Source organism: Frigoribacterium sp. PvP121, from assembly GCF_017833115.1.
GTDB classification, from domain to species: Bacteria; Actinomycetota; Actinomycetes; order Actinomycetales; family Microbacteriaceae; genus Frigoribacterium; species Frigoribacterium endophyticum.
In genome coordinates this window covers 2043259-2064010 of the sequence record NZ_JAFIBR010000001.1, presented here as the reverse complement: position 1 = coordinate 2064010, position 20752 = coordinate 2043259, and the positions used below count along the sequence as shown (strand labels likewise).

The 20752-nt window shown below is 72.7% G+C and carries 19 protein-coding genes; all 19 read right to left on the bottom strand.

Annotation, left to right across the window (positions count from 1 at the left end):
- Window positions 1–9: 9 nt before the first annotated feature.
- Entirely contained in the window at window positions 10–2802 is a 2793-nt protein-coding gene (gene infB, locus JOE43_RS09600; protein ID WP_209517322.1) for a translation initiation factor IF-2, read from the bottom strand.
- 75 nt (window positions 2803–2877) lie between these two features.
- On the bottom strand, window positions 2878–3204 hold the full coding sequence (locus tag JOE43_RS09595; RefSeq protein WP_167258981.1) for a YlxR family protein: 327 nt from the start codon (window positions 3202–3204) through the stop codon (window positions 2878–2880).
- A gap of 188 nt (window positions 3205–3392) precedes the next feature.
- The gene (nusA, locus tag JOE43_RS09590; protein ID WP_056054040.1) at window positions 3393–4382 is read right to left on the bottom strand and encodes a transcription termination factor NusA; all 990 of its coding nucleotides are present in this window, start codon (window positions 4380–4382) and stop codon (window positions 3393–3395) included.
- A 154-nt stretch (window positions 4383–4536) separates the two neighbouring features.
- Window positions 4537–6294 (bottom strand): proline--tRNA ligase, encoded by a 1758-nt coding sequence (locus JOE43_RS09585; RefSeq protein ID WP_209517320.1) that lies wholly within the window; start codon window positions 6292–6294, stop codon window positions 4537–4539.
- Window positions 6295–6322: 28 nt separating this feature from the next.
- Window positions 6323–7147, bottom strand: a complete 825-nt coding sequence (locus JOE43_RS09580; RefSeq protein ID WP_209517318.1) for a hypothetical protein — start codon at window positions 7145–7147, stop codon at window positions 6323–6325.
- A complete protein-coding gene (locus JOE43_RS09575) occupies window positions 7144–8286 on the bottom strand; it encodes a vWA domain-containing protein (RefSeq protein ID WP_307803308.1) in 1143 nt (380 codons plus the stop codon). The genes JOE43_RS09580 and JOE43_RS09575 overlap by 4 nt, the downstream gene beginning before the upstream one ends.
- Entirely contained in the window at window positions 8283–9284 is a 1002-nt protein-coding gene (locus JOE43_RS09570; RefSeq protein WP_209517316.1) for a VWA domain-containing protein, read from the bottom strand. The genes JOE43_RS09575 and JOE43_RS09570 overlap by 4 nt, the downstream gene beginning before the upstream one ends.
- On the bottom strand, window positions 9275–9754 hold the full coding sequence (locus JOE43_RS09565; protein WP_209517314.1) for a hypothetical protein: 480 nt from the start codon (window positions 9752–9754) through the stop codon (window positions 9275–9277). The genes JOE43_RS09570 and JOE43_RS09565 overlap by 10 nt, the downstream gene beginning before the upstream one ends.
- Window positions 9741–10628, bottom strand: a complete 888-nt coding sequence (locus tag JOE43_RS09560; RefSeq protein WP_209517312.1) for a DUF58 domain-containing protein — start codon at window positions 10626–10628, stop codon at window positions 9741–9743. The genes JOE43_RS09565 and JOE43_RS09560 overlap by 14 nt, the downstream gene beginning before the upstream one ends.
- Window positions 10629–10632: 4 nt before the next feature.
- Window positions 10633–11601, bottom strand: coding sequence for a MoxR family ATPase (locus JOE43_RS09555; RefSeq protein WP_209519161.1), 969 nt, complete (start codon window positions 11599–11601; stop codon window positions 10633–10635).
- 141 nt (window positions 11602–11742) lie between these two features.
- Window positions 11743–12402 (bottom strand): methionine ABC transporter permease, encoded by a 660-nt coding sequence (locus tag JOE43_RS09550; RefSeq protein WP_056054022.1) that lies wholly within the window; start codon window positions 12400–12402, stop codon window positions 11743–11745.
- 3 nt (window positions 12403–12405) lie between these two features.
- Window positions 12406–13461 (bottom strand): methionine ABC transporter ATP-binding protein, encoded by a 1056-nt coding sequence (locus tag JOE43_RS09545; protein ID WP_209517310.1) that lies wholly within the window; start codon window positions 13459–13461, stop codon window positions 12406–12408.
- An 82-nt stretch (window positions 13462–13543) separates the two neighbouring features.
- A complete protein-coding gene (locus JOE43_RS09540; RefSeq protein ID WP_209517309.1) occupies window positions 13544–14479 on the bottom strand; it encodes a MetQ/NlpA family ABC transporter substrate-binding protein in 936 nt (311 codons plus the stop codon).
- A gap of 234 nt (window positions 14480–14713) precedes the next feature.
- A complete protein-coding gene (ispG, locus tag JOE43_RS09535; protein ID WP_209517307.1) occupies window positions 14714–15862 on the bottom strand; it encodes a flavodoxin-dependent (E)-4-hydroxy-3-methylbut-2-enyl-diphosphate synthase in 1149 nt (382 codons plus the stop codon).
- A 46-nt stretch (window positions 15863–15908) separates the two neighbouring features.
- A complete protein-coding gene (locus JOE43_RS09530; protein WP_307803307.1) occupies window positions 15909–17237 on the bottom strand; it encodes a site-2 protease family protein in 1329 nt (442 codons plus the stop codon).
- 138 nt (window positions 17238–17375) lie between these two features.
- A complete protein-coding gene (gene dxr, locus JOE43_RS09525; RefSeq protein ID WP_209517305.1) occupies window positions 17376–18452 on the bottom strand; it encodes a 1-deoxy-D-xylulose-5-phosphate reductoisomerase in 1077 nt (358 codons plus the stop codon).
- 97 nt (window positions 18453–18549) lie between these two features.
- Window positions 18550–19542 (bottom strand): FKBP-type peptidyl-prolyl cis-trans isomerase, encoded by a 993-nt coding sequence (locus JOE43_RS16205; protein ID WP_209517303.1) that lies wholly within the window; start codon window positions 19540–19542, stop codon window positions 18550–18552.
- A 1-nt stretch (window position 19543) separates the two neighbouring features.
- A complete protein-coding gene (locus tag JOE43_RS09515) occupies window positions 19544–20110 on the bottom strand; it encodes an FKBP-type peptidyl-prolyl cis-trans isomerase (protein WP_209517301.1) in 567 nt (188 codons plus the stop codon).
- A 104-nt stretch (window positions 20111–20214) separates the two neighbouring features.
- Complete coding sequence (locus JOE43_RS09510) at window positions 20215–20691, bottom strand: OsmC family protein (RefSeq protein ID WP_209517299.1); 477 nt, start codon at window positions 20689–20691, stop codon at window positions 20215–20217.
- Window positions 20692–20752: the final 61 nt, after the last annotated feature.

Below are 20752 nucleotides of genomic sequence, written 5' to 3'. Positions count from 1 at the left end.
ACGCCGGGGTCAGACCCGCGGCTTCTCGACCATCTCGATGGTCTCGATCTCGTCGCCGATCTGGATGTCGTTGAACTTGCCGAGGCCGATGCCGGCCTCGAAGTCCGTTCGCACCTCGGTGACGTCGTCCTTGAAGCGACGCAGCGAGTCGATCGCCAGGTTGTCGCCGACGACGACGCCCTCGCGGATGACCCGAGCGCGGGCGTTCCGGGTGATCGTTCCCGACCGCACGATGACACCGGCGATGTTGCCGACCTTCGACGAGCGGAAGATCTCGCGGATCTCGGCGACACCGGACTGCTTCTCCTCGAACTCGGGCTTGAGCATGCCCTTGAGCGAGTTCTCGATGTCCTCGAGGGCCGCGTAGATGACCGAGTAGAACCGGACGTCGACACCCTCGCGAGCAGCGCGCTCCCGGGCCTTCGTGTCGGGGCGCACGTTGAACCCGATGATCACCGCGTTGTCGACCGTGGCGAGGTTGACGTCGCTCTCGGTGACGGCGCCGACTCCGCGGTGGATGATGCGCAGCTGCACGCTGTCGTCCACCTCGATCTTGAGCAGCGACTCCTCCAGCGCCTCGACGGCACCGGACACGTCGCCCTTGATGATGATGTTGAGCGCCTCGACCTTGCCCTCCTCGAGAGCACGGGTGAAGTCCTCGAGCGAGATGCGCTTGCGGGCCTTGGCCAGCGACGCGTTGCGCTCGACGGCCTCGCGCTTCTCGGCGATCTGACGAGCCGTGCGGTCCTCCTCGGTGACGAGGAAGGTGTCGCCGGCGCGGGGCACGCTCGACAGGCCCTGGACCAGCACGGGCCGGCTCGGGTAGGCCTCGTCGACCGCGTCGCCGTTCTCGTCGACCATCGCTCGCACACGGCCGTAGGCCGTGCCGGCGACGATGGCGTCTCCGACGCGCAGCGTGCCCGACTGGATGAGCACCGTGGCGACGGCACCGCGGCCCTTGTCGAGACGAGCCTCGATCGCGACGCCTCGGGCGTCCTTGTCGGGGTTCGCGCGCAGGTCGAGACCAGCGTCGGCCGTGAGCAGGACGGCCTCGAGGAGGGCGTCGATGTTCTTGTTGTCACGGGCCGACACGTCGACGAACATGACGTCTCCGCCGTACTCCTCCGCGACGAGGCCGTACTCGGTGAGCTGCTGCCGGACCTTCGCCGGGTTCGCGCCCTCCTTGTCGATCTTGTTGACCGCGACCACGATCGGCACGTTGGCCGCCTGGGCGTGGTTCAGGGCCTCCACCGTCTGCGGCATGATGCCGTCGTCGGCCGCGACCACGAGGATCGCGATGTCGGTGACCTGCGCACCACGGGCACGCATGGCGGTGAACGCCTCGTGGCCCGGGGTGTCGATGAAGGTGATGGCGCGCTCGACGCCCTCGTGCGGAGCCCACACCTGGTACGCACCGATGTGCTGGGTGATGCCACCCGCCTCACCGGCCACGACGTTGGCGTTGCGGATCGCGTCGAGGAGTCGCGTCTTTCCGTGGTCGACGTGGCCCATGACGGTCACGACGGGGGGACGGATCTGCAGGACGGACTCGTCCTCGTCCTCGAGCTCCTGCTCGAGGTCGATGTCGAAGCCCTCGAGGAGCTCCTTGTCTTCGTCCTCGGGCGAGACGACCTGGATGTTGTAGCCCAGCTCCTCGCCGAGAACCTGGAAGGTGGCCTCGTCGAGGGACTCGGTCGCCGTGGCCATCTCACCGAGGTGGAACAGCACGGTGACGAGGTTGCCGGGGCTGGCGTCGATCTTGTCGGCGAAGTCGCTGATGGACGCGCCCCGACGGAGACGGACGATCGTGCTGCCGTCCCCGCGGGGGACGCTGACGCCGCCCAGGGACGGCGCCGACCGCATCTCGAACTCGGCCCTCTTCGTCCGCTTCGACTTGCGTGCCTTGCTCTTGCCGCCACCGCGACCGAACGCACCGGCCGTGCCGCCGCCGGGCCCACGACCACGGCCACCGCCGCCGCCCGCGGGGCGGGGAGCGCCGAAGCCGGGACGGAAACCGCCCGCGGCGCCGGGAGCGCCGGCGCCGGGACGCTGGAAGCCGCCGCCGGCACCGCCGGGACGAGCACCGGCACCGGCCGGACGCTGGCCGAAGCCGTTGGGGCGGGGGCCTGCGCCGACGCCGGGGCGCGGGGCACCGGGACGGGGAGCACCGGGACGGGGAGCCATCGGGCGGGGGCCCGCGGCGCCGCCGGGACGCGGCATGCTGCTCGCGGCGCCGGAGCCTCCGGGACGGGGCGCGCTCGGACGACCCATGCCCTGGTTGCTGGCGAAGGGGTTGTTGCCGGGGCGCGGGGCACCGGGGCGGGGGCCGCCGGGCTTCGGGCCGGCGGCGCCGGGCTTGACGGCGTCCGCCGCGGGGGCGGAGGCAGCCTCGGCGGCGGCCGCGGCGCGCTGGGCCTCGGCCTGGGCCTGACGCTCGGCGACGGTGAGCGGCGCGACGGGGGCGGGTGCCGCCTCCGCCTCGGGCTCAACGGCGACGGGAGCCGGCTCCGGAGCAGCGGGCTGCTCGGCGACCGGGGGCTTCGGGGTGGGGGCCGCGGGGCGGGGCGTGCCCGGCTTGGGAGCCGACGACGACGCCGTGGTGGCGGGCTTCGCGGGTGCCTTGGGGGCGGGCGACGCCGAGGCGGCGCCGGCGAAGGCCTGGCGCAGCTTGCGGGCGACGGGGGGCTCGACGCTGGAGGAGGGCCCCTTGACGAACTCGCCCATCTCCTTGAGCTTCTCTAGTGCGGTCTTGCTGTCGATCCCCAGCTCGCTGGCGATCTCGTGTACGCGTGGTTTAGCCACAGTTCTCCTGTCTCGGGCCCCGCCCGATCAGGGTGGAGCCGTCAGTTCTGGACGGGTCTCATTTCGAGCCGCTCATTAGTTGTCCATGTGCCTGTCAGCCTGTTCTGTCTGGGCTAGTGGTCGTGGTGGAACTCGGGGTGGTGCATCGGGAGTGGTCCGTGCCACGAGGTGGTCGCGGAGCTCCTGCGAGTCGGGGTCCGAGTCGAGGCGGAACGCACGGCGGAAGGCCCTGCGCTTCACTGCTGACTCGAACGCCTCCATCGAAGGCGTCAACCACGCACCCCGCCCGGGGAGCGAGGCGGTCTCGTCGACCACCAGGCGTCCGTCTCGGACGACGATCCTCACGAGTGAGGACCGCGGAGCGCGCGTTCGAGTGCCGATGCACGTTCTGACGGGTTCCACCTTACCCCCTCGGGTCGCGGGACGGGAGACGCCGGGGGCGAACGGCGTGGTGCCGCCCTCCCCCGGCGTCGAGGTCGACGATGTGCCTCAGTCGTCCTCGAGGATCGAGTCGGGCTGGACGGGCCATGCCTGCCACCGTGCCGCCGACGCTGCGCGCCGTCGACCCGGCGCGCGGATCGACCTCCAGCTCAGTCGTCCTCGAGGATCGAGTCGGGCTGGATGTCGATCCGCGCGCCCGTCAGCTTCGCGGCGAGGCGGGCGTTCTGGCCCTCCTTGCCGATGGCGAGCGACAGCTGGTAGTCGGGCACGAGGGCGCGGACGGCCTTGGTCGACTTGTCGATGACGAACGCCGACGACACCTTCGCGGGCGACAGGGCGCTCGCGACGAAGGTCGGCAGGTCGCTGGAGTAGTCGACGATGTCGATCTTCTCGTCGTTCAGCTCGGTCGTGACGGCGCGGACCCGCTGGCCCATCTCGCCGATGCACGCGCCCTTGGCGTTGACGCCCGCCTCCGTGGCCCTGACGGCGATCTTCGTCCGGTGGCCGGCCTCGCGGGCGAGCGAGACGATCTCGACGACGCCGCTGGCGATCTCGGGCACCTCGAGCGCGAAGAGCTTGCGCACGAGCGACGGGTGGGTGCGCGAGACCGTGATCTGCGGCCCCTTCGTGCCCTTGCTGACGCCCGTCACGTACACGCGGATGCGGGAGCCGTGCGCGTACTTCTCGCCGGGCACCTGCTCCTCCGGGGGGAGGATCGCCTCGACGGTGCCGAGGTCGACGTGCACCATGCGGGGGTTCGGCCCCTGCTGGATGACGCCGGCGACGATGTCGCCCTCGCGGCCCTTGAACTGGCCGAGGACCTTGTCGTCGCCGATGTCGCGCAGGCGCTGGTTGATCACCTGCTTGGCCGCGAAGGCGGCGATGCGACCGAAGTCGCTCGGGCTGTCGACGGCCTCGCCGACGACGGCGCCCTCCTCGTCGCGCTCGATGGCGAAGACGGACACGTGGCCGGTCTTGCGGTCGAGCTCGACGCGGGCCGCGGGCACGCGGCTCTCGGGCTGGTTGGTGTGCTTGAGGTAGGCCGTGAGGATGGCCTGCTCGATGATTCCGACGAGCTCCTCGAAGGGGATCTCGCGCTCGCGCTCCATGAGGCGCAACACACTCAGGTCGATGTCCACTGAGGGCCTCCACTGTTCAGATCTGCAGGCTGCGCGCGCGGTGGCGCACACAGCATCCCCCTACGGTACCCGAGTGCGGGCGGCGGGACGCACCGCCCGGACGCACGACACCGCGCCTCCGCGCCAGGACGACGGGGAGGCGCGGTGCCGGTGGTCAGGAGGCGCGCGGTGCCGAGAGCGCCGCCACGGCCTCGGCCACGGTGACGGGGGTGCGCTCGCCCGTGCGGCGGTCCCAGAGCTCGACGACGCCCTCGCCGGCCGAGCGGCCCACGACGACGATCCGCGGCACGCCGAGGAGCTCGGCGTCGCCGAACTTCACGCCCGGCGAGACCTTCGGACGGTCGTCGTAGAGGACGTCGAGGCGGTGCTGCTCGAGCTCGGCGGTCAGGGCCTCGGCGACCTCGAAGACGACCGGGTCCTTGCCGGTGGCCACGACGTGCACGTCGAAGGGCGCCACGTTCTCGGGCCAGACGAGGCCCTTCTCGTCGTTGTTCGCCTCGGCGATGACGGCGAGGATGCGGGTCACGCCGATGCCGTACGAGCCCATCGTGACGGTGACCTGCTTGCCGTTCTCGTCGAGCACCTTGAGGCCGAGGGCCTCGGCGTACTTGCGGCCCAGCTGGAAGACGTGGCCGATCTCCATGCCGCGCGCGGTCTCGATGGGGCCGGAGCCGTCGGGGGCCGGGTCGCCCTCGCGCACCTGGGCCGCCTCGACGACGCCGTCGTGCTCGAAGTCGCGGCCGGCGACGAGGCCCGCGACGTGGACGCCGGGGATGTTGGCCCCGGTGACCCACGAGCTGCCCTCGACGACGCGGGGGTCGACGACGTAGCGGATGCCGGCTCCCCAGCCCGCGCCGCCGGGCCCGATGTAGCCCTTCACCAGGCCGGGCGCCTTCGCGAAGTCGGCGTCGCCGGCGGCGTCGACCTCGGCCGGGGCGAACGCGACCTCGAGCCGCTTCATGTCGACGTCGCGGTCGCCGGGCAGGCCGACGACGACGAGCTCGCGCGTGCCGTCGAGGTGCGTGAGCGCCACGACGACGTTCTTGAGCGTGTCGGCGGCCGTCCAGGGACGCCCGTCGGCGCGGGGGTGCGCGGTCTCGAGCTGCTCGACGAGCGACGCGATCGTGGGCGTGTCGGCCTTGTCGAGCATCACGGCGGCGGGCTGGCCCTCGATCGGCACGGTGGCGGGCACCGTGGTGGTGAACGCCTCGACGTTCGCCGCGTAGCCGCCGGCCGACCGGACGAACGTGTCTTCGCCGACCTCGGTGGGGTGCAGGAACTCCTCGGAGCGGGAGCCGCCCATGGCCCCGGCATCGGCCTGGACGATGACGTACTCGAGGCCGAGTCGCGTGAAGATGCGCTCGTAGGCGTCGCGCTGGGCCTGGTAGCTGACCTCGAGCCCCTCGTCGCGGACGTCGAACGAGTAGGCGTCCTTCATCGTGAACTCGCGGCCGCGCAGGAGACCGGCCCGGGGCCGGGCCTCGTCGCGGTACTTGTCCTGGATCTGGAAGAGGGTCAGCGGGAGGTCCTTGTACGACGCGTAGAGGTCCTTGACGAGCAGGGTGAAGGCCTCCTCGTGCGTGGGCGCCAGGAGGTAGTCGGCGTCCTTGCGGTCCTTCAGGCGGAACATGCCCTCGCCGTACTCCGTCCAGCGGCCGGTGGCCTCGTAGGGCTCGCGCGGCAACAGCGCCGGGAAGTGGACCTCCTGGGCGCCGGCGGCGGCCATCTCGTCGCGGATGACAGCCTCGATCCGGGCCTTGACCCGGAGGCCGAGCGGCAGCCAGGCGAACACGCCCGGCGCCTGGCGGCGGATGTAGCCGGCCCGCACGAGGAGGCGGTGGCTGGTCACCTCCGCGTCGGAGGGGTCTTCTCGGAGGGTGCGGACGAAGAGCTGGGAGAGGCGCGTGGACACCCGACCAGCTTAGGGGCGCGACGGCACCTCACCAGGGCCTGCCGTCGTAGTCCCCCGGGTTCTGCTCGTAGTACCGCTCGCGGTCCTGGTCGCGCTGCTGCTCCTGCTGGCTCTGCTCGCCCTGCTCCTGCAGCTGCTCGAGGGGCGTCTGCCCGCCGGCGCCGCCGTCGCCCTCCTCCCCGTCGCCGGGGGCGGGATCGCTCCCGTCGCCTCCGCCCGGGTCGCCGTCGCCCGGCTCGCCCTGCGCCTCCTGCTGCTTCTCGCCCAGGCGGCCGTCCGCCTGGTCGAGCGGCTCGGAGGTGTCGGGCTGCTGCGGGTCGTCCGGGGGCTGGAAGCAGCCCTCGGGCGCCTCCTCGATCGTCGTCAGGCCCAGCGCGTAGAGCGCCTCGGCGTCCGCGTAGCGGAGCTCGAGCAGCGCGGCGTCGCCCTGTGCCTCGATGGTCAGGACCAGGTCGGTGCGGATCACGCAGGAGACCGTGTCGTCGTCGGGGGCGAGGTCGAGGGCGGTGACGAACTCCTGGCGCGCGACGTCGAGCACCCCGATCTGGGCGTAGGCCGTGCCCCGGTCGAAGTGGTGGACCCAGGGCTCGACGACGTTGACGACCCCGAGCGGCCCGGTCGCCGACGCGGCGCGCTCGAACTCGCGGGCTCCGTACGCCTGCTGCGTGAGCGCCGCGGCGATCGGGAGTGACAGCAGCTTGACCGCGACGAGGAGGACGACGAGGGCGACCGGGGCCGACCACAGCAGGAGACGGCGACGCAGGCGCCGCCGGTACTCCTCGACCGTGCGGGCGGGGGCGACGTCTCGGGCGCGCGCGACCTCGACGGGAGGCGGGGGCAGGGTGTCGGTCACGGTCGGGCTCCGGGGGTCGGTCGGCGGGCGTCGGAGGCGCGGGGCGGCGTGCCGGGGCCGCCGGCGCCCGTGGGCCGAGGGCGCCGCGCGGGCCCGACCTCCGCCAGGGCACGGGCGACCTGGAGGGCGTCCACGAGCACGAGGAGGAAGAGCGGCACCGCGGCGATCCAGTACAGGTCGGTCACCGTCTCGGACCGCGTCGCGTCCGAGGCGACGCTGCCCGAGCGCACGTCGGCGACGACGGAGTCGACGCTCGTGCCCGCCGTCCGGTGCTCGTACGGGACCCCGAGCTGCTCGGCGACGGTGCGGAGGGCGTCCTCGTCGATGCGCGAGACCGCCTCGGGCTCCCCCGCCCGCGTCCGGTCGAGGATGTACTCGTCGTCGCTGTACTCGTCGCCGTACCCGTCGAAGACCTTCATCGGCCCGCCCTGGGCGGTGCCGTAGCCGAGCACCGCTCCCCCGTCGACATCGCCGGCCGCCTCGGCGAACGACTCGGGCTCGTCGCCCGAGGTCTGCTCGCCGTCGCCCAGGTAGTAGACGACGTTCGCCCGCGCCGGGTCCGCGTCGCGGGCCTCGGCCAGGCGCTCGGCGAGGAGGTCGTTCGCCTCGCTGATCGAGCTGCCCCGCGAGTACGTCGTGATCTCTTGGTTCATGACGTCGGCGGCCGACACGACGGCGGCCGCGTCGTCGGTCAGCGGGGTGCGGAGCACGGCGGTGCTGTCGAAGCTGATGAGCGAGAACCGCGCGCCCGCGAGCTGCTCCGCGACGGCGGCCACGTCGGCGCGGACCCCCGTCAGCCGCGGCTGCCCGTCGCCCCAGTCCTCCGCCGCGATGCTCGAGGTCGTGTCGACGACGAAGAAGACGTTGACCTGCGCGACCGACGCCTCCGCCGAGCCTCCCGGCAGGCCGGGGCGGGCGGCCACGACGAGGAGCAGCGCCACGACGCCCAGGCGCCGAGCCCAGGCCCGGGCGAGCCGCCGGTTCGACCGCTCCGCGACGAGCCGCCACGCCGTGAAGCCCAGCAGGGCGACACCGACGACGGCGAGCAGCCACCAGGGCAGCACGGGCTGGAACACGACGGCCCGGGCGACCCCCGTCGAGGCGGTGACCAGCGCCTCCCCCGTGCCGACCGCGCTCACAGCCGCACCCGCCAGAGCAGGAGGAACGCGCCCGCGACGCCCAGCAGGGCCGCGATGACGAGCCCCTGGGGCCGGTCGGTGACGACGAGCCGGCGCGTGCCCGTGAACAGCCCGGCCTCCCGCTCGTCGATGGCGTCGATCACCGCGGAGACCGTGTCGTCGTCGTTCAGGGCGTAGTAGGCCCCGCCGGTGTCGACGGCGACCTGCTCGAGCTCGCCCGCCACCTCGTCGGCGACGGCGTCGGACGAGTAGTCGGCTGGGTTCAGCGCGTAGACGCGCACGTCGCGCTCGGCGGCGAGCTCGCCCGCCTCGGTGAGGGTCACGAGCGCCTGGCCGTTGACGTAGTTGTCGGTCGCGAGCACCACCGACTTCGGTCGGGTGCTCTCGCTGCCCCCGTCGAAGCCGAGCACGCACGACGCGAGGCCGTCGCCGATCAACGAGGCCCCCTCGCCGAGGTCCGTGCCCGACCAGTAGCGCGTGCCGTCTTCACCGAGGGAGTCGAAGGAGGCGCCGTAGCGCTGGAGCTGCTCGGTCACGAAGTCGTAGTCGTCGGTCAGGGGGAAGGCCGTCACGGCCGAGCTGTCGAAGAGCGTCAGGCCGATCCGCTCGCCGTCGAGCCCCTGTGCCAGCTGGGCGAACGTGTCGACGATCTGCGCGTCGACCTCGGTCATCGAGCCGGAGACGTCGAGGCACAGCACGATGTCGCGCTTGTAGGACGGCGGCTCGACCACCTGGGTCGACGAGGGGCGTGCGGCGAGCAGCGCGCCGACGCCGCCCAGGGCGACCAGGACGACGAGCGCGGCCACGAGCAGCGCGCGGTACCGGCGCACCAGCCGGCGGTACACCGGCAGCTCGGTGAGGCGCTCGCTGTGCGCGACGGGCGTGCCGAGGCGACGGAGGCGACCCCGTTCGCGACGGAGGCGACGCACGGTGAGCCAGACCGCGACTCCCGCGACCACGAGCGCCACGAGGGGCACCCACCAGAAGATCAGGCCCACGAGGTGATCACCTCCCGTGCCGTGGCGACGGCGTGGCGCGCGTCGCCCGGGTGCGCCTGCCGGAAGGCGGGCGGGTAGTACTCCTCGACCGCACCGGTGAGCTGCGGGAGGTCGGACTCCCGCAGGTCGGCCAGCGTCATCACCTGGGTGTCGACGCCGGCGGTCTCGTGGGCGAAGGAGCGCAGCAGGAGGCTGAGCCGGCCGTGGACGGCGCGGTCGTCGAGCCTGCCCGCCGCGGCCGCGGCCTCGACCTCGTCGACCAGGCCGAGGTAGCGGGCGCGGACGCTCGGGAGGTCGACGGCGGCCGCACGGCGGGCGGCGCGCTCGGCCGGCGGGAGCCGTCGCGCCGAGAACCGCACCACGAAGACCCACCAGCCGACGACCAGCGCCAGGAGCAACAGGCCGAGGACGAGCCAGAGCACCCACCACTGGTACTGATACGGGCCGAAGAAGCCGTTATCGTCGAGCACGGCGGTGCTTCTCGATCAGGGCGAAGAGGCCGGGGACGACCTGCGACTGCGCGGTGAGGCGCTCGCTGCTGATGCCGAGGGCCTGCAGCTGCCGCTCGACGTCGCCGACCCGTCGCTCGGACGAGGCGTCGAAGGCGACCCGCAGGGCTCCGTTCTCGCGGAGGTACGCGGGCAGCCCCGCGGTCTCCTGGACGTCGTAGAGGTCACGCGCGTGGCCTGCACGGCTCATCAGGTCGGCGTCGCCGACCGTGAGCCAGAGGACCTCGTGCTGGGCGCGGAGCCGCCGCAGCAGCTTCTCGAGCGCCTCGTCGAGCACGACGTCGTCGGCGACGACGAGCAGCATCGAGCGCCGGCGCACGCCCCGGGCGACCCACGACAGGACGCCGTGCAGGTCGCTGCGGGGCGCCTCGAGGCTCACCCGCTCGTCGACGCGCCTCAGCAGCATCTCGAGGTGCGCGTCGGTGGAGCCGGCGGGGTAGGCGCGGGTGCCCGACTCGTCGCCCGCGACGAGGCTGACCACGTCGCCGTGCTGCGCGGCGATGTAGGCGAGGGCCCCGGCCGCCATGACCGCGATGTCCTTCTTGGTCTCGCCGCCGGCGGCCGTCGCGGCCATGTTGCGGCCGGTGTCGACGACCAGGACCAGATGGCGGCGGCGGCTGGCGATGTACCGCTTGACGAGCGGCTCGCCGTGGCGCGCGGTGGCTTTCCAGTCGATGTCGCGCACCTCGTCGCCCGGCACGTACGCGCGCAGGTCGTCGAAGTCGTGGCTGCGCCCGTGGTGCACCGAGGCGTAGCCGCCCTCGAGCAGGTCGAGGGTGCGTCGGTGGGCGAACAGCGACATCTTCGTGCGCACCCGGAGCAGCAGGCCCGGCACGGCGTCAGGGAGTCTGCACCGCGCCGAACACGGCGTCGATGACGGTCTCGGGCCGGACGTCGTCGGCCGCGGCTTCGTACCCGAGGATGACCCGGTGCCGCAGCACGCCGTGGCGCAGGTGCTTGACGTCCTCCGGGATGACGTAGTCGCGGCCGTGGAGGAGGGCCAGGGCCCGGGCGCCCTGGACGAAGGCGATGCTGGCCCGCGGGCTGGCGCCGAACTCGACGTAGTCGGCCAGCCCGGCCGGCAGGTACTGCTGCGGGTGCCGCGTGACGTAGACCAGCTGCACGACGTAGTTGACGATCGACGCGTCGACGTAGACGCGCTTGGCGAGCTCCTGCAGGGAGACGACGTCGTCGAGCGTCACCCCGGTCGGCTCGTCGGCCCGGCCCTCGTCGTACACGCCGGCCTCGATGCGGCGGATGACCTCCGCCTCCTCGGCGGGGCTCGGGTAGTCGAGCACCTCCTTCAGGAGGAACCGGTCGAGCTGCGCCTCGGGCAGCTGGTAGGTGCCCTCCTGCTCGATCGGGTTCTGGGTCGCCAGGACGAGGAAGGGGCGGGGCAGCGCGTAGACGCGGCCCCCGATGCTCGTCTGGCGCTCCTGCATCGCCTCGAGCATGGCGCTCTGGGTCTTGGCGCTCGACCGGTTGATCTCGTCGAGCAGCACGAAGTTGCTGTGCACGGGCCCCAGCTGCGTGACGAACGTCGACTTCTGGGCGTCGTAGATCTGCGTGCCCGTGATGTCGCTCGGCAGCAGGTCGGGCGTGCACTGGATGCGCGTGAAGCTGGCCTGGACCGCCGACGACAACGTCTGCGCGGCCGTGGTCTTCGCGAGCCCGGGGACGCTCTCGAGGAGGACGTGCCCGCCCGTGATCAGGGCGATCAGCAGGGTGTCGCGGAGGGCCGTCTGGCCGACGACCTTGCGGGAGAAGGCCTCGGACACGGTGCCGAGAACCCGGTGCGCACGCTCCATCTCGGCCGGGCTGATCGGACCGGCTGCGGCCGCGGCGGGCTGGGGAGTCGTCGTCGTGTCGGTCACGCGCTCCACTGTAGACCGGACGTCCGTCGGGCCCGACCCCGTCGGGACCCCCCGTCGGCGTCGCAGCGACCCCCGTCAGCGTCGCAGCGCGCGACGGGCGAGGGCGTTGCCGGCGAACTGGACGAGCTGCACCAGCACGATGATCAGCAGCACCGCCGCCCAGGTCACGACCGGGTCGAACTGCCGGTAGCCGTAGAGGAGGGCGAAGGCCCCGAGGCCGCCGCCGCCCACGTAGCCGGCGACCGCCGACATGTCGACGAGCGCGACGAAGACGAAGGTGTAGCCGAGGATCAACGGCCCGAGGGCCTCGGGCAGGATGACGCTGCCGATGATGCGGAACGGGCCGGCGCCCGCGGCCCTCGCGGCCTCGACCACGCCCGGCTGCACGGTCAGGAGGTTCTGCTCGACGATGCGGGAGATGGCGAACGACGCCGCGAGCGACAGCGTGAAGATGATCGCCGTGTTGCCGACGCCGGTGCCGAGCACGGCCCGGGCGAGGGGCTGGGCCGCCGCGAGGAAGATGATGAACGGGATCGGCCGGAACACGTTCACGACCACGTTCAGCACGCTGAAGACCGGGCGGTTGGCGAAGAGCGCGCCCGCTCGGGTGAGGTAGAGCGCGAGCCCGAGGAGGAGGCCGCCGAGTCCGCCCAGCAGGAGGGTGAGGGCGACGATGTAGACGGTCTCGTACGCCGCCTGCCAGAGCAGGGGCTGGAGCTGGAGGAGGGAGTCCACGGGTCAGAGGCCCTTCTGCGTCGTGCCGGAGGTGTGCGGGGGGAGCTCCGTCGCCGCGGCCCCGAGCTCACGGACGGCGGCCTCCACGGCCCCGTCGTCGCCCGCCAGGGCGAGCGTGAGCGTGCCGAAGGTCCGGCCGGCGATCTCGTCGATGCCGCCGAAGACGATCTCGAAGCCGACGCCGTGGCGGGCGAGGACGCCGAACACGTGCTGCTGGTCCACCCCGCCCTCGGAGACGCGGACCGTCACGAGACGGCCGGGGTGGCGTCGGCGCAGGGCCGCCAGCTCGTCGCCCTCGGGGCTGCCCGCGACGACCGTCGACACGAAGCGGCGGGTGGAGGCCTCGCGGGGCTCGCTGAAGACCTGGAAGGTGGGGCCCAGCTCGACCACCTTGCCGGAGTCCATCACGGCCACCCGGTCGGCGATGGACTTGATGACGTCCATCTCGTGGGTGATGACGACGATCGTGATGCCGAGCTCAGCGTTCACCCGGCGGAGGAGCCCCAGCACCTCCTGGGTCGTCTCGGGGTCGAGGGCGCTCGTCGCCTCGTCGGCGAGGAGGATGCGCGGCGACGTCGCGAGGGCCCGGGCGATGCCGACGCGCTGCTTCTGCCCGCCCGAGAGCTGGTCGGGCCTGACGTGGGCCTTGTCGGCGAGGCCGACGAAGTGCAGCAGGTCGCTGATCCGCCGCTGGTGCTCGGCCTTGGGCACCCCGGCGGCCCGGAGCGGGAACTCGACGTTGCCCCAGACCGTCTTGGACGAGAAGAGGTTGAACTGCTGGAAGATCATGCCGATGCCGGCCCGCACCCGGCGCAGGTCGCGCTCGGGCAGCCCCGTGACGGGAGCGCCGTCGATCTCGATCCGCCCGCTGGTCGTCAGCTCGAGCGCGTTGATCAGGCGGACGAGCGTGCTCTTGCCGGCCCCGGAGTAGCCGATGATCCCGAAGATCTCGCCGTCCGCGATCTCGAGGCTCACGCCGTCGACGGCGGTGAGCGGCGCGCCGCCCTTCTCTCGGGGCGGGTACGTCTTCACGACGTCGGTCAGGGTGATGGCGGGCATGGTTCTCCTCGTCAGGGGCGGGACGGCCCGACCCGTGCACCAGGGTGGCACACGGGTCGGGCGGGGCAGGGCGGGCCGGGCGTCAGCCGTTCTGCTCGACGAGCTCCTTCGTCTCGGAGAGCGACGACTCGAGGTCGGCGACCGGCACCTTGACGGTGACGGCCGTGCCGCCCGAGTTCTCGACGACGCCGTCGGTGACGGCCTTGGTGTCCTGGTAGATCTGCACGAGCTTCTTCAGCGTCGGGTCGTCGGCGTCGTCGGCGCGGGCCGCGAACACGTTGACGTAGGGCAGGGCGGCGGGGTCGCTCGGGTCGTCCTGCGCGATCACGTCGTCGGCCGACAGGCCGGCCTTCGTCGCGTACTCGTTGTTGATGATCGCCCCGGCGAAGTCGGGCAGCGACGTCGCGGCGAGGTCGGCGGCGACCGTCGTGACCTTGACGGTGGACTTCGACTCGTCGATGTCGTCCACCCCGGAGAAGATGTCTCCGCCGTCCTTCAGCGTGATGAGACCGTTCGACTGGAGGACGAGCAGCGAGCGGGCGAGGTTGCTGGCGTCGTCGGGCACGGCGATCGTGTCGCCGGGCTGGAAGTCGTCGACCGACGTGTACTCCTGCGAGTACAGGGGCAGCGGGTAGATCGCCGTGGAGCCGATCGGCACGAGGTCGGCGTCCGCCGCGACGTCGTACTGGGCCAGGTAGACGATGTGCTGGAACTGGTTGAGGTCGAGCTCGCCCTCGGTCAGCGCGGGGTTCGGCTGCTCGTAGCTGGAGAAGTCGACCAGGTCGACCGTGATGCCCTCCTCCGCCGCGGCGTCGGTGAAGGTCTTCCAGTACGGGTCGCTCGCGCCGACGACCCCGATGCGCACGGTCTCCCCCGCGGCGCCGGAGCCGCCTCGGCCGGCGACGGCCACTCCGATCCCGATCGCGGCGGCGATCACGACGACGGCGACGACGATGATCGCGATGAGTCGACCGGGGCCCTTCTTCGGGGCGTCGATCAGGGGCGTGGCGCTGGACATGGGTCTCCTCGGTGTTCTGTGCGGCGACGAGCCGGCTGTGGCGGCCGACGCGGGTCGGCGCTCGCTCGGGCGTCCCCTCCATGGTGGAGGCTGCGCGGAGCGGGGGCGCGCGGGCACGTCACACGACGACACATGCGTCGAGGTGCCCGGCCCGGACATGCGGGAGGCGCGGTGCGAGATCGTGCTCGCACCGCGCCTCCCGCGGGTGTGGCGGCCTCGGCCGCCGGGCGGTCGTCAGACCGTCAGGACCTGGGGCGAGCCCACCTCGCCCGGGGGCATCTCGGCGGCGAGGCGGTTGGCCTCCTCGATCAGGGTCTGGACGATCTCGGCCTCGGGCACGGTCTTGATGACCTCGCCCTTGACGAAGATCTGGCCCTTGCCGTTGCCGGAGGCGACGCCGAGGTCGGCCTCGCGGGCCTCGCCGGGGCCGTTCACGACGCAGCCCATGACAGCGACGCGGAGGGGCACGGTCATGCCCTCGAGGCCGTCGGTGACGTCGTTCGCGAGCTTGTAGACGTCGACCTGGGCGCGACCGCAGCTCGGGCAGCTGACGATCTCGAGCTTGCGCTCGCGCAGGTTCAGCGACTGGAGGATCTGCAGACCGACCTTGACCTCCTGAGCGGGCGGGGCGCTGAGGCTGACGCGGATCGTGTCGCCGATGCCCTCGCCGAGGAGGATGCCGAAGGCGGTGGCCGACTTGATGGTGCCCTGGAACTCGGGGCCGGCCTCGGTGACGCCGAGGTGCAGCGGCCAGTCGCCGCGCTCGGCGAGCTGGCGGTAGGCCTTGACCATGATGACCGGGTCGTTGTGCTTGACCGAGATCTTGAAGTCGTGGAAGTCGTGCTCCTCGAAGAGCGAGGCCTCCCAGACGGCGGACTCGACGAGCGCCTCCGGAGTGGCCTTGCCGTACTTCTGGAGCAGGCTCGGCTCGAGCGACCCGGCGTTCACGCCGATGCGGATCGAGACGCCCGCGGCCTTGGCGGCCGCCGCGATCTTGCCGACCTGGTCGTCGAACTTGCGGATGTTGCCGGGGTTGACCCGGACGGCCGCGCAGCCGGCGTCGATCGCCTGGAACACGTAGTTCGGCTGGAAGTGGATGTCGGCGATCACCGGGATCTGGCTCTTCTTGGCGATGACCGGCAGCGCCTCGGCGTCGTCGCGGCTGGGCACGGCGACGCGGACGATGTCGCAGCCGGACGCGGTGAGCTCGGCGATCTGCTGGAGGGTCGCGTTGATGTTCGGGGTGGGCGTGGTCGTCATCGACTGGACGCTCACGGGAGCGTCTCCTCCGACGAGGACCTTGCCGACCTTGATCTGCCGCGACTTGCGTCGCGGGGCAAGAGTTTCGGGGACCTTCGGCATTCCGAGATTGACTGCAGGCACGGAGCACATGCTAGCCCCGCGGGCTGAGCGCCGAGTGGACCCGGCGTCAGCCGAACAGCTTGATCGGGTTGACGATGTCGGCGTAGGTCAGCAGCAGGCTCATGCCGCCCAGCACGATGACGACCACGAAGGTCAACGGGATCACCTTCGCCGTGTCGACGGGGCCCGGGTCGGGCCGGCGGAGGAGCTTCGCGGCGGCACGGCGGACGGCCTCGATGAGGGCGCCGGCGACGTGGCCGCCGTCGAGCGGCATCAGGGGAACCAGGTTGAAGACGAACAGGGCGACGTTGAGGCTCGCGAGCAGGCTGACGAGGTACGCCGCCCGGTCGACGACGGGGATGCTGTCGAGGCTGACGATCTCGCCCGCCATGCGGCCGACCCCGACGACGCTGACCGGGCCGTTCGCGTCGCGCTCACCGCCGCCGAAGGCGGCCTGGGCGACGTCGACCATCCGCTGCGGGAGGTGCAGGACGACGTTCGCCACCCGCGCGACGGTGTCGCCGACAGCCGGCAGCACGGCAGTGACGGGCTGCCGCACGTTCTCGGTGGCGAACCCGATGCCGACGAAGCCCACCTCCTGCGTGCGCGGCGCGCCGTCGGCGTCCGTCACGACGGCTCCGGCGTCGTCGGTGACCTCGCGCTCGGTGAGCACCGGGGTGACCTGGAGGGTCTGCTCGGCCCCGTCGCGCTCGACCACGACGTCGAGGGTCTGGTCGGGCGCGGCGCGCAGGGTGCTCGTGACCTGGTCGCCGTCGGTCATGGCGACGCCGTCGATCGACACGATCCGGTCGCCGTTCTGCATCCCGGCGGCGTAGGCGGGAGCCGGGGTCGCCCCCGCCGGGCAGCTGGTCTCGGTCGAGCCCGCCGGCAGGACGCACTCGTTCACGAAGCCCACGGTCGAGCTCGACTGGGCCGTGCCGAAGCCGCAGAGGAGGACGGCGAAGAGGGCGACGGCGATGAGGAGGTTCATCGCGGGGCCGCCGAGCATGATGATGATCCGCTTGTAGACGGGCAGGCGGTAGAAGGTGCGCTTCTCCTCCCCCTCGTCGATCGTCTCGGCGCTGGCGGTGCGGGCGTCCTGGACGAGGGTCTGGAAGAAGCCGGTGCTCGCCGTGCGCGAGCCGCCGGCGGCGCTCGGCGGGTACATGCCCGACATCGAGATGTAGCCGCCGAGGGGCAGCGCCTTGAGGCCGTACTCGGTCTCGCCGCGACGGCGGGAGAAGATCGTGGGCCCGAAGCCGATCATGTACTGGCCGACCTTGACGCCGAACTTCTTGGCCGGCACGAGGTGGCCCACCTCGTGCAGCGCGATCGACGCGCCGAGCCCGATCACCATGATCAGGATGCCGAGCACGTACAGCAGGATCGTTTCCACCGGCTCAGGGTAGCTGCCCGGACCAGGGGGCGAGGTGCGCCCCGGCCCTGGCGACGCTGGGAACGCCGGGCCGGCGGGGGCCGTCACCCCAGGTCTGGGGGCGGGCAGCCGACCGCGGTCGCCGGCGGCCGGGCCGGATCAGCCGGCGAGCAGCGCGTCGGCCTCCGCACGGGCCCAGCGCTCCGCCTCGAGGACTCCCTCGAGCGACGCGACGCCGGAGTCGTGGCGGTCGACGACCTCCCGGACCGTGTCGAGGATGCCGAGGTACCCCACGCGGCCCTCGTGGAAGGCCAGGACCGCCTGCTCGTTGGCGGCGTTGAAGACGGCAGGCACCGTGCCGCCGGCCCGGCCGACCTGCTTCGCGAGCTCGACCGAGGGGAAGGCCTCGGTGTCGAGCGGCTCGAAGGTCCAGGTGGAGGCGGTGGTCCAGTCCAGGGGACGCCCCACCCCCGGCACGCGGTCGGGCCACGCGAGGCCGAGCGAGATGGGCAGGCGCATGTCGGGCGGCGACGCCTGGGCGATGGTCGAGCCGTCGACGAACTCGACCATGGAGTGCACGATCGACTGCGGGTGGACGGTGACGTCGATCCGGTCGTAGTCGACGTCGAAGAGCAGGTGCGCCTCGATCACCTCGAGCCCCTTGTTGACCAGCGTCGAGGAGTTCGTGGTGACCACGAGGCCCATGTCCCAGGTGGGGTGCGCGAGGGCCTCCCGGGGGGTGACGTCGACGAGCTCGGCCCGGGTGCGACCCCGGAACGGGCCACCGGAGGCGGTGAGCACCAGGCGCCGGACCTCGCGCTCCGTCCCCGACCGCAGCGCCTGTGCGATGGCCGAGTGCTCGGAGTCGACGGGGACGATCTGGCCCGGCCGGGCGCGCTCGCGCACGAGGTCGCCGCCGACGATGAGGCTCTCCTTGTTGGCCAGGGCGAGGGTCGCGCCCGACTCGAGGGCCGCGAGGGTGGGGCCGAGGCCGACGCTGCCGGTGATGCCGTTGAGGACGACGTCCGTCGCGACGTCGCGGACGAGCGCCACGGACTCGTCGGTGCCGAGCGCGACGTGCTCGACCCCGAACTCGGCCGCCTGCTGCTCGATCAGCTCGCGGTTGCTCCCGGCCGAGAGCCCCACCACCTCGAAGAGGTCGGGGTTGGCCCGGACCACGTCGAGCGCCTGGACGCCGATGGAGCCGGTGGAGCCGAGGATCGTGACGCGACGCATGCCAGCAGCCTAGGGCCCGCGGGCTGGCCTCGGCCGGGGCCGCCGCGGCCCGGCCCGGCCCGGCGTCGGGCGGCGAGTCGGGGCGGGGCGGGGCGGGCTAGGCGACGGCGAGCACGTCGATGACGAAGACGAGCGTGTCGCCGGGCTCGATGCCGGCCGAGGCCTGGCCGGCCTCCCCGTAGCCCTCCGCGGGCGGCACGACGACGAGCACCTGCGACCCGACGGTCTGGCCGATCATCGCGGAGGCGAATCCGCTGACGACCTGCTGGGTCGAGAACGTCGCGAGCGTGCCGCTCCCCCAGCTCTCGTCGAAGACCTCGCCGGTGCGCCAGTTCACGCCTTGGTACTGGACGGTGACGTTGGCCGGGTCGGGCACGACCGGGCCGTCGCCGAGCTTGAGGACCTCGACCTGCAGGTCCGTGGGCGGGTCGCCCTCGGGGAGGGTGACCGTCGGGCGGCCGTCGTCGGCGAGCTCGACCGACGGGAAGCCCGGCTGCGCCTCCTGGTCGGCCCCCGTCGCCCGGGTCGGGACGACCGCGAAGGTGTCGACCACGATGACGGCGGCGGCGTTGGGCGGGTCCGTGCCCTCGGTGCTCGGCTGCATGTCGGCCGCGGAGGCGACGGTGACCGTGCGGCCCCCGGCCTGCGCACAGAGCAGGGCGCCCTCGAGCCCCGGCACGTAGTAGTCGGCGCTGATGGTCAGCTGCTCGCCGGTGCCGCTCTCGTAGCCGGCCGAGTTGACGAGGTCGCCGGTCGTGGCGTCGAAGACCGTGATCGCCACGCGGACGACGTCGCCCGTGCCCGTGCGCTCCCCGGTGCCCGCCGTCACGACCGTCTGCTGGCTGGACGAGACGTCGACCGGCCCGCTCAGGGCGATGGTCGGCTGCGTGCCGACGTCGCCCGACACCTGGACCGACTCGGACGCCGAGCCCGACGGCAGGCAGTCACGCGTCGCTGCGGTCGCCGTGCCCGAGGCCGTGCCGTCGGACGGCGCCGGCTCGCCGCCGCCCGTGCAGCCGACGAGACCCGCCGCGACGAGCGGCAGGACGGCGGCCGCGAGGAGGCGCGGGAGACGGTGAAGGCGGGTCACGTCAGCCGACGGCGAGGATGTCGATGACGAAGACGAGGTCGTCCGTGCCGCCGATGCCGGCCTGCGGCTGGCCCGACGCGCCGTAGCCGTCGGCCGGGGGGATCACGACGACCGTCTGCGAGCCGACGGTCTGCCCGACCATGCCCTGGGCGAAGCCCGTGATGACCTGCGTGGTGGCGAAGGTCGCCGGTGCGCCGCGCGACCAGCTCTCGTCGAAGACCTCGCCGGTCGTCCAGTTGACGCCCTGGTACTGCACCGTGACGGTGTCGCCGTCGGCGACGACCGCGCCGTCGCCCTTCTTGAGCACCTCGACCTGCGTCTCGGTGGGCGCCGCCGAGTCGGGGATCGTCACGGTCGGTCGGCCGTCGGCGTCGAGCTCGACGGTCGGGAAGCCCGGGGTGGGCTCCTGGTCGGCGCCGGTGGCGCGCTGGGGGACGTCGCTTGCGGCGGAGCTCGACGAGCTCGACGGCGAGGACGTGTCGGCGGGGGCGGCCCCGTCGTCGCCGGAGCACGCGGCGAGCGCGAGCACGAGGGCGGGGACGGCCAGGAGGGACAGGGAGCGGCGCATGGTGATCTCTCGGTCGAGGCGGTGGGGGCCGGTCGTCGACGACGCTCGGCGCAGACCATTGTGCCGCACGACGTCGAGGTGTCTGCTGGGCGTCGTGCCCCGGGTCAGGAGGCGCGGACGAGCGTCGTGGGCTCGTGCCCGACGGGGAAGGCGACGGAGGCGGCGATGAAGCACTTGCGGGACGCCTCCGCGTGCAGGCGGGTCGCGGCCTCGACCATGCTCTCGTCGGCCACGGTCACGCGGGGCCGCAGGGTCGCCGAGGTGAAGCGGCCTCCCCCGTCGGCGGTCTGGGTCATGCTGCCCTCCGCGGCGTCCGAGTAGGCGACGACGACGACGCCCGCGGCGGCCGCGACGTGGAGGTAGCTGAGCAGGTGGCACTCGGCCAGCGCGGCGAGCAGGAGCTCCTCCGGGTTCCAGCGGTCGGCGTCGCCGTGGAAGGTGCGGTCGGCGGAGCCCTCGACGTCGTGCCGCTTGCCCGCGGCCGAGATCACGGCGTCGCGCCCGTAGCTGCGGTACGACGTGGTGCCGACGCCGCGGTCGCCCGTCCAGGTGAGGTCGACGGCGTAGTGGTGGTCGAGCACGGGGACCTCCGGGGATCGGTGGCGGGCACGCCCCCGTCGGTGGCCGGGGGCGTCGGTATGC

Bases quoted from the DNA above. Each gene is read 5' to 3' on its own strand.
- JOE43_RS09555 (WP_209519161.1), bottom strand. From the start codon at position 11,601: ATGGAGCGTGCGCACCGGGTTCTCGGCACCGTGTCCGAGGCCTTCTCC.
- JOE43_RS09545 (WP_209517310.1), bottom strand. From the start codon at position 13,461: ATGCCCGCCATCACCCTGACCGACGTCGTGAAGACGTACCCGCCCCGA.
- JOE43_RS09540 (WP_209517309.1), bottom strand. From the start codon at position 14,479: ATGTCCAGCGCCACGCCCCTGATCGACGCCCCGAAGAAGGGCCCCGGT.
- dxr (WP_209517305.1), bottom strand. From the start codon at position 18,452: ATGCGTCGCGTCACGATCCTCGGCTCCACCGGCTCCATCGGCGTCCAG.
- JOE43_RS09515 (WP_209517301.1), bottom strand. From the start codon at position 20,110: ATGCGCCGCTCCCTGTCCCTCCTGGCCGTCCCCGCCCTCGTGCTCGCG.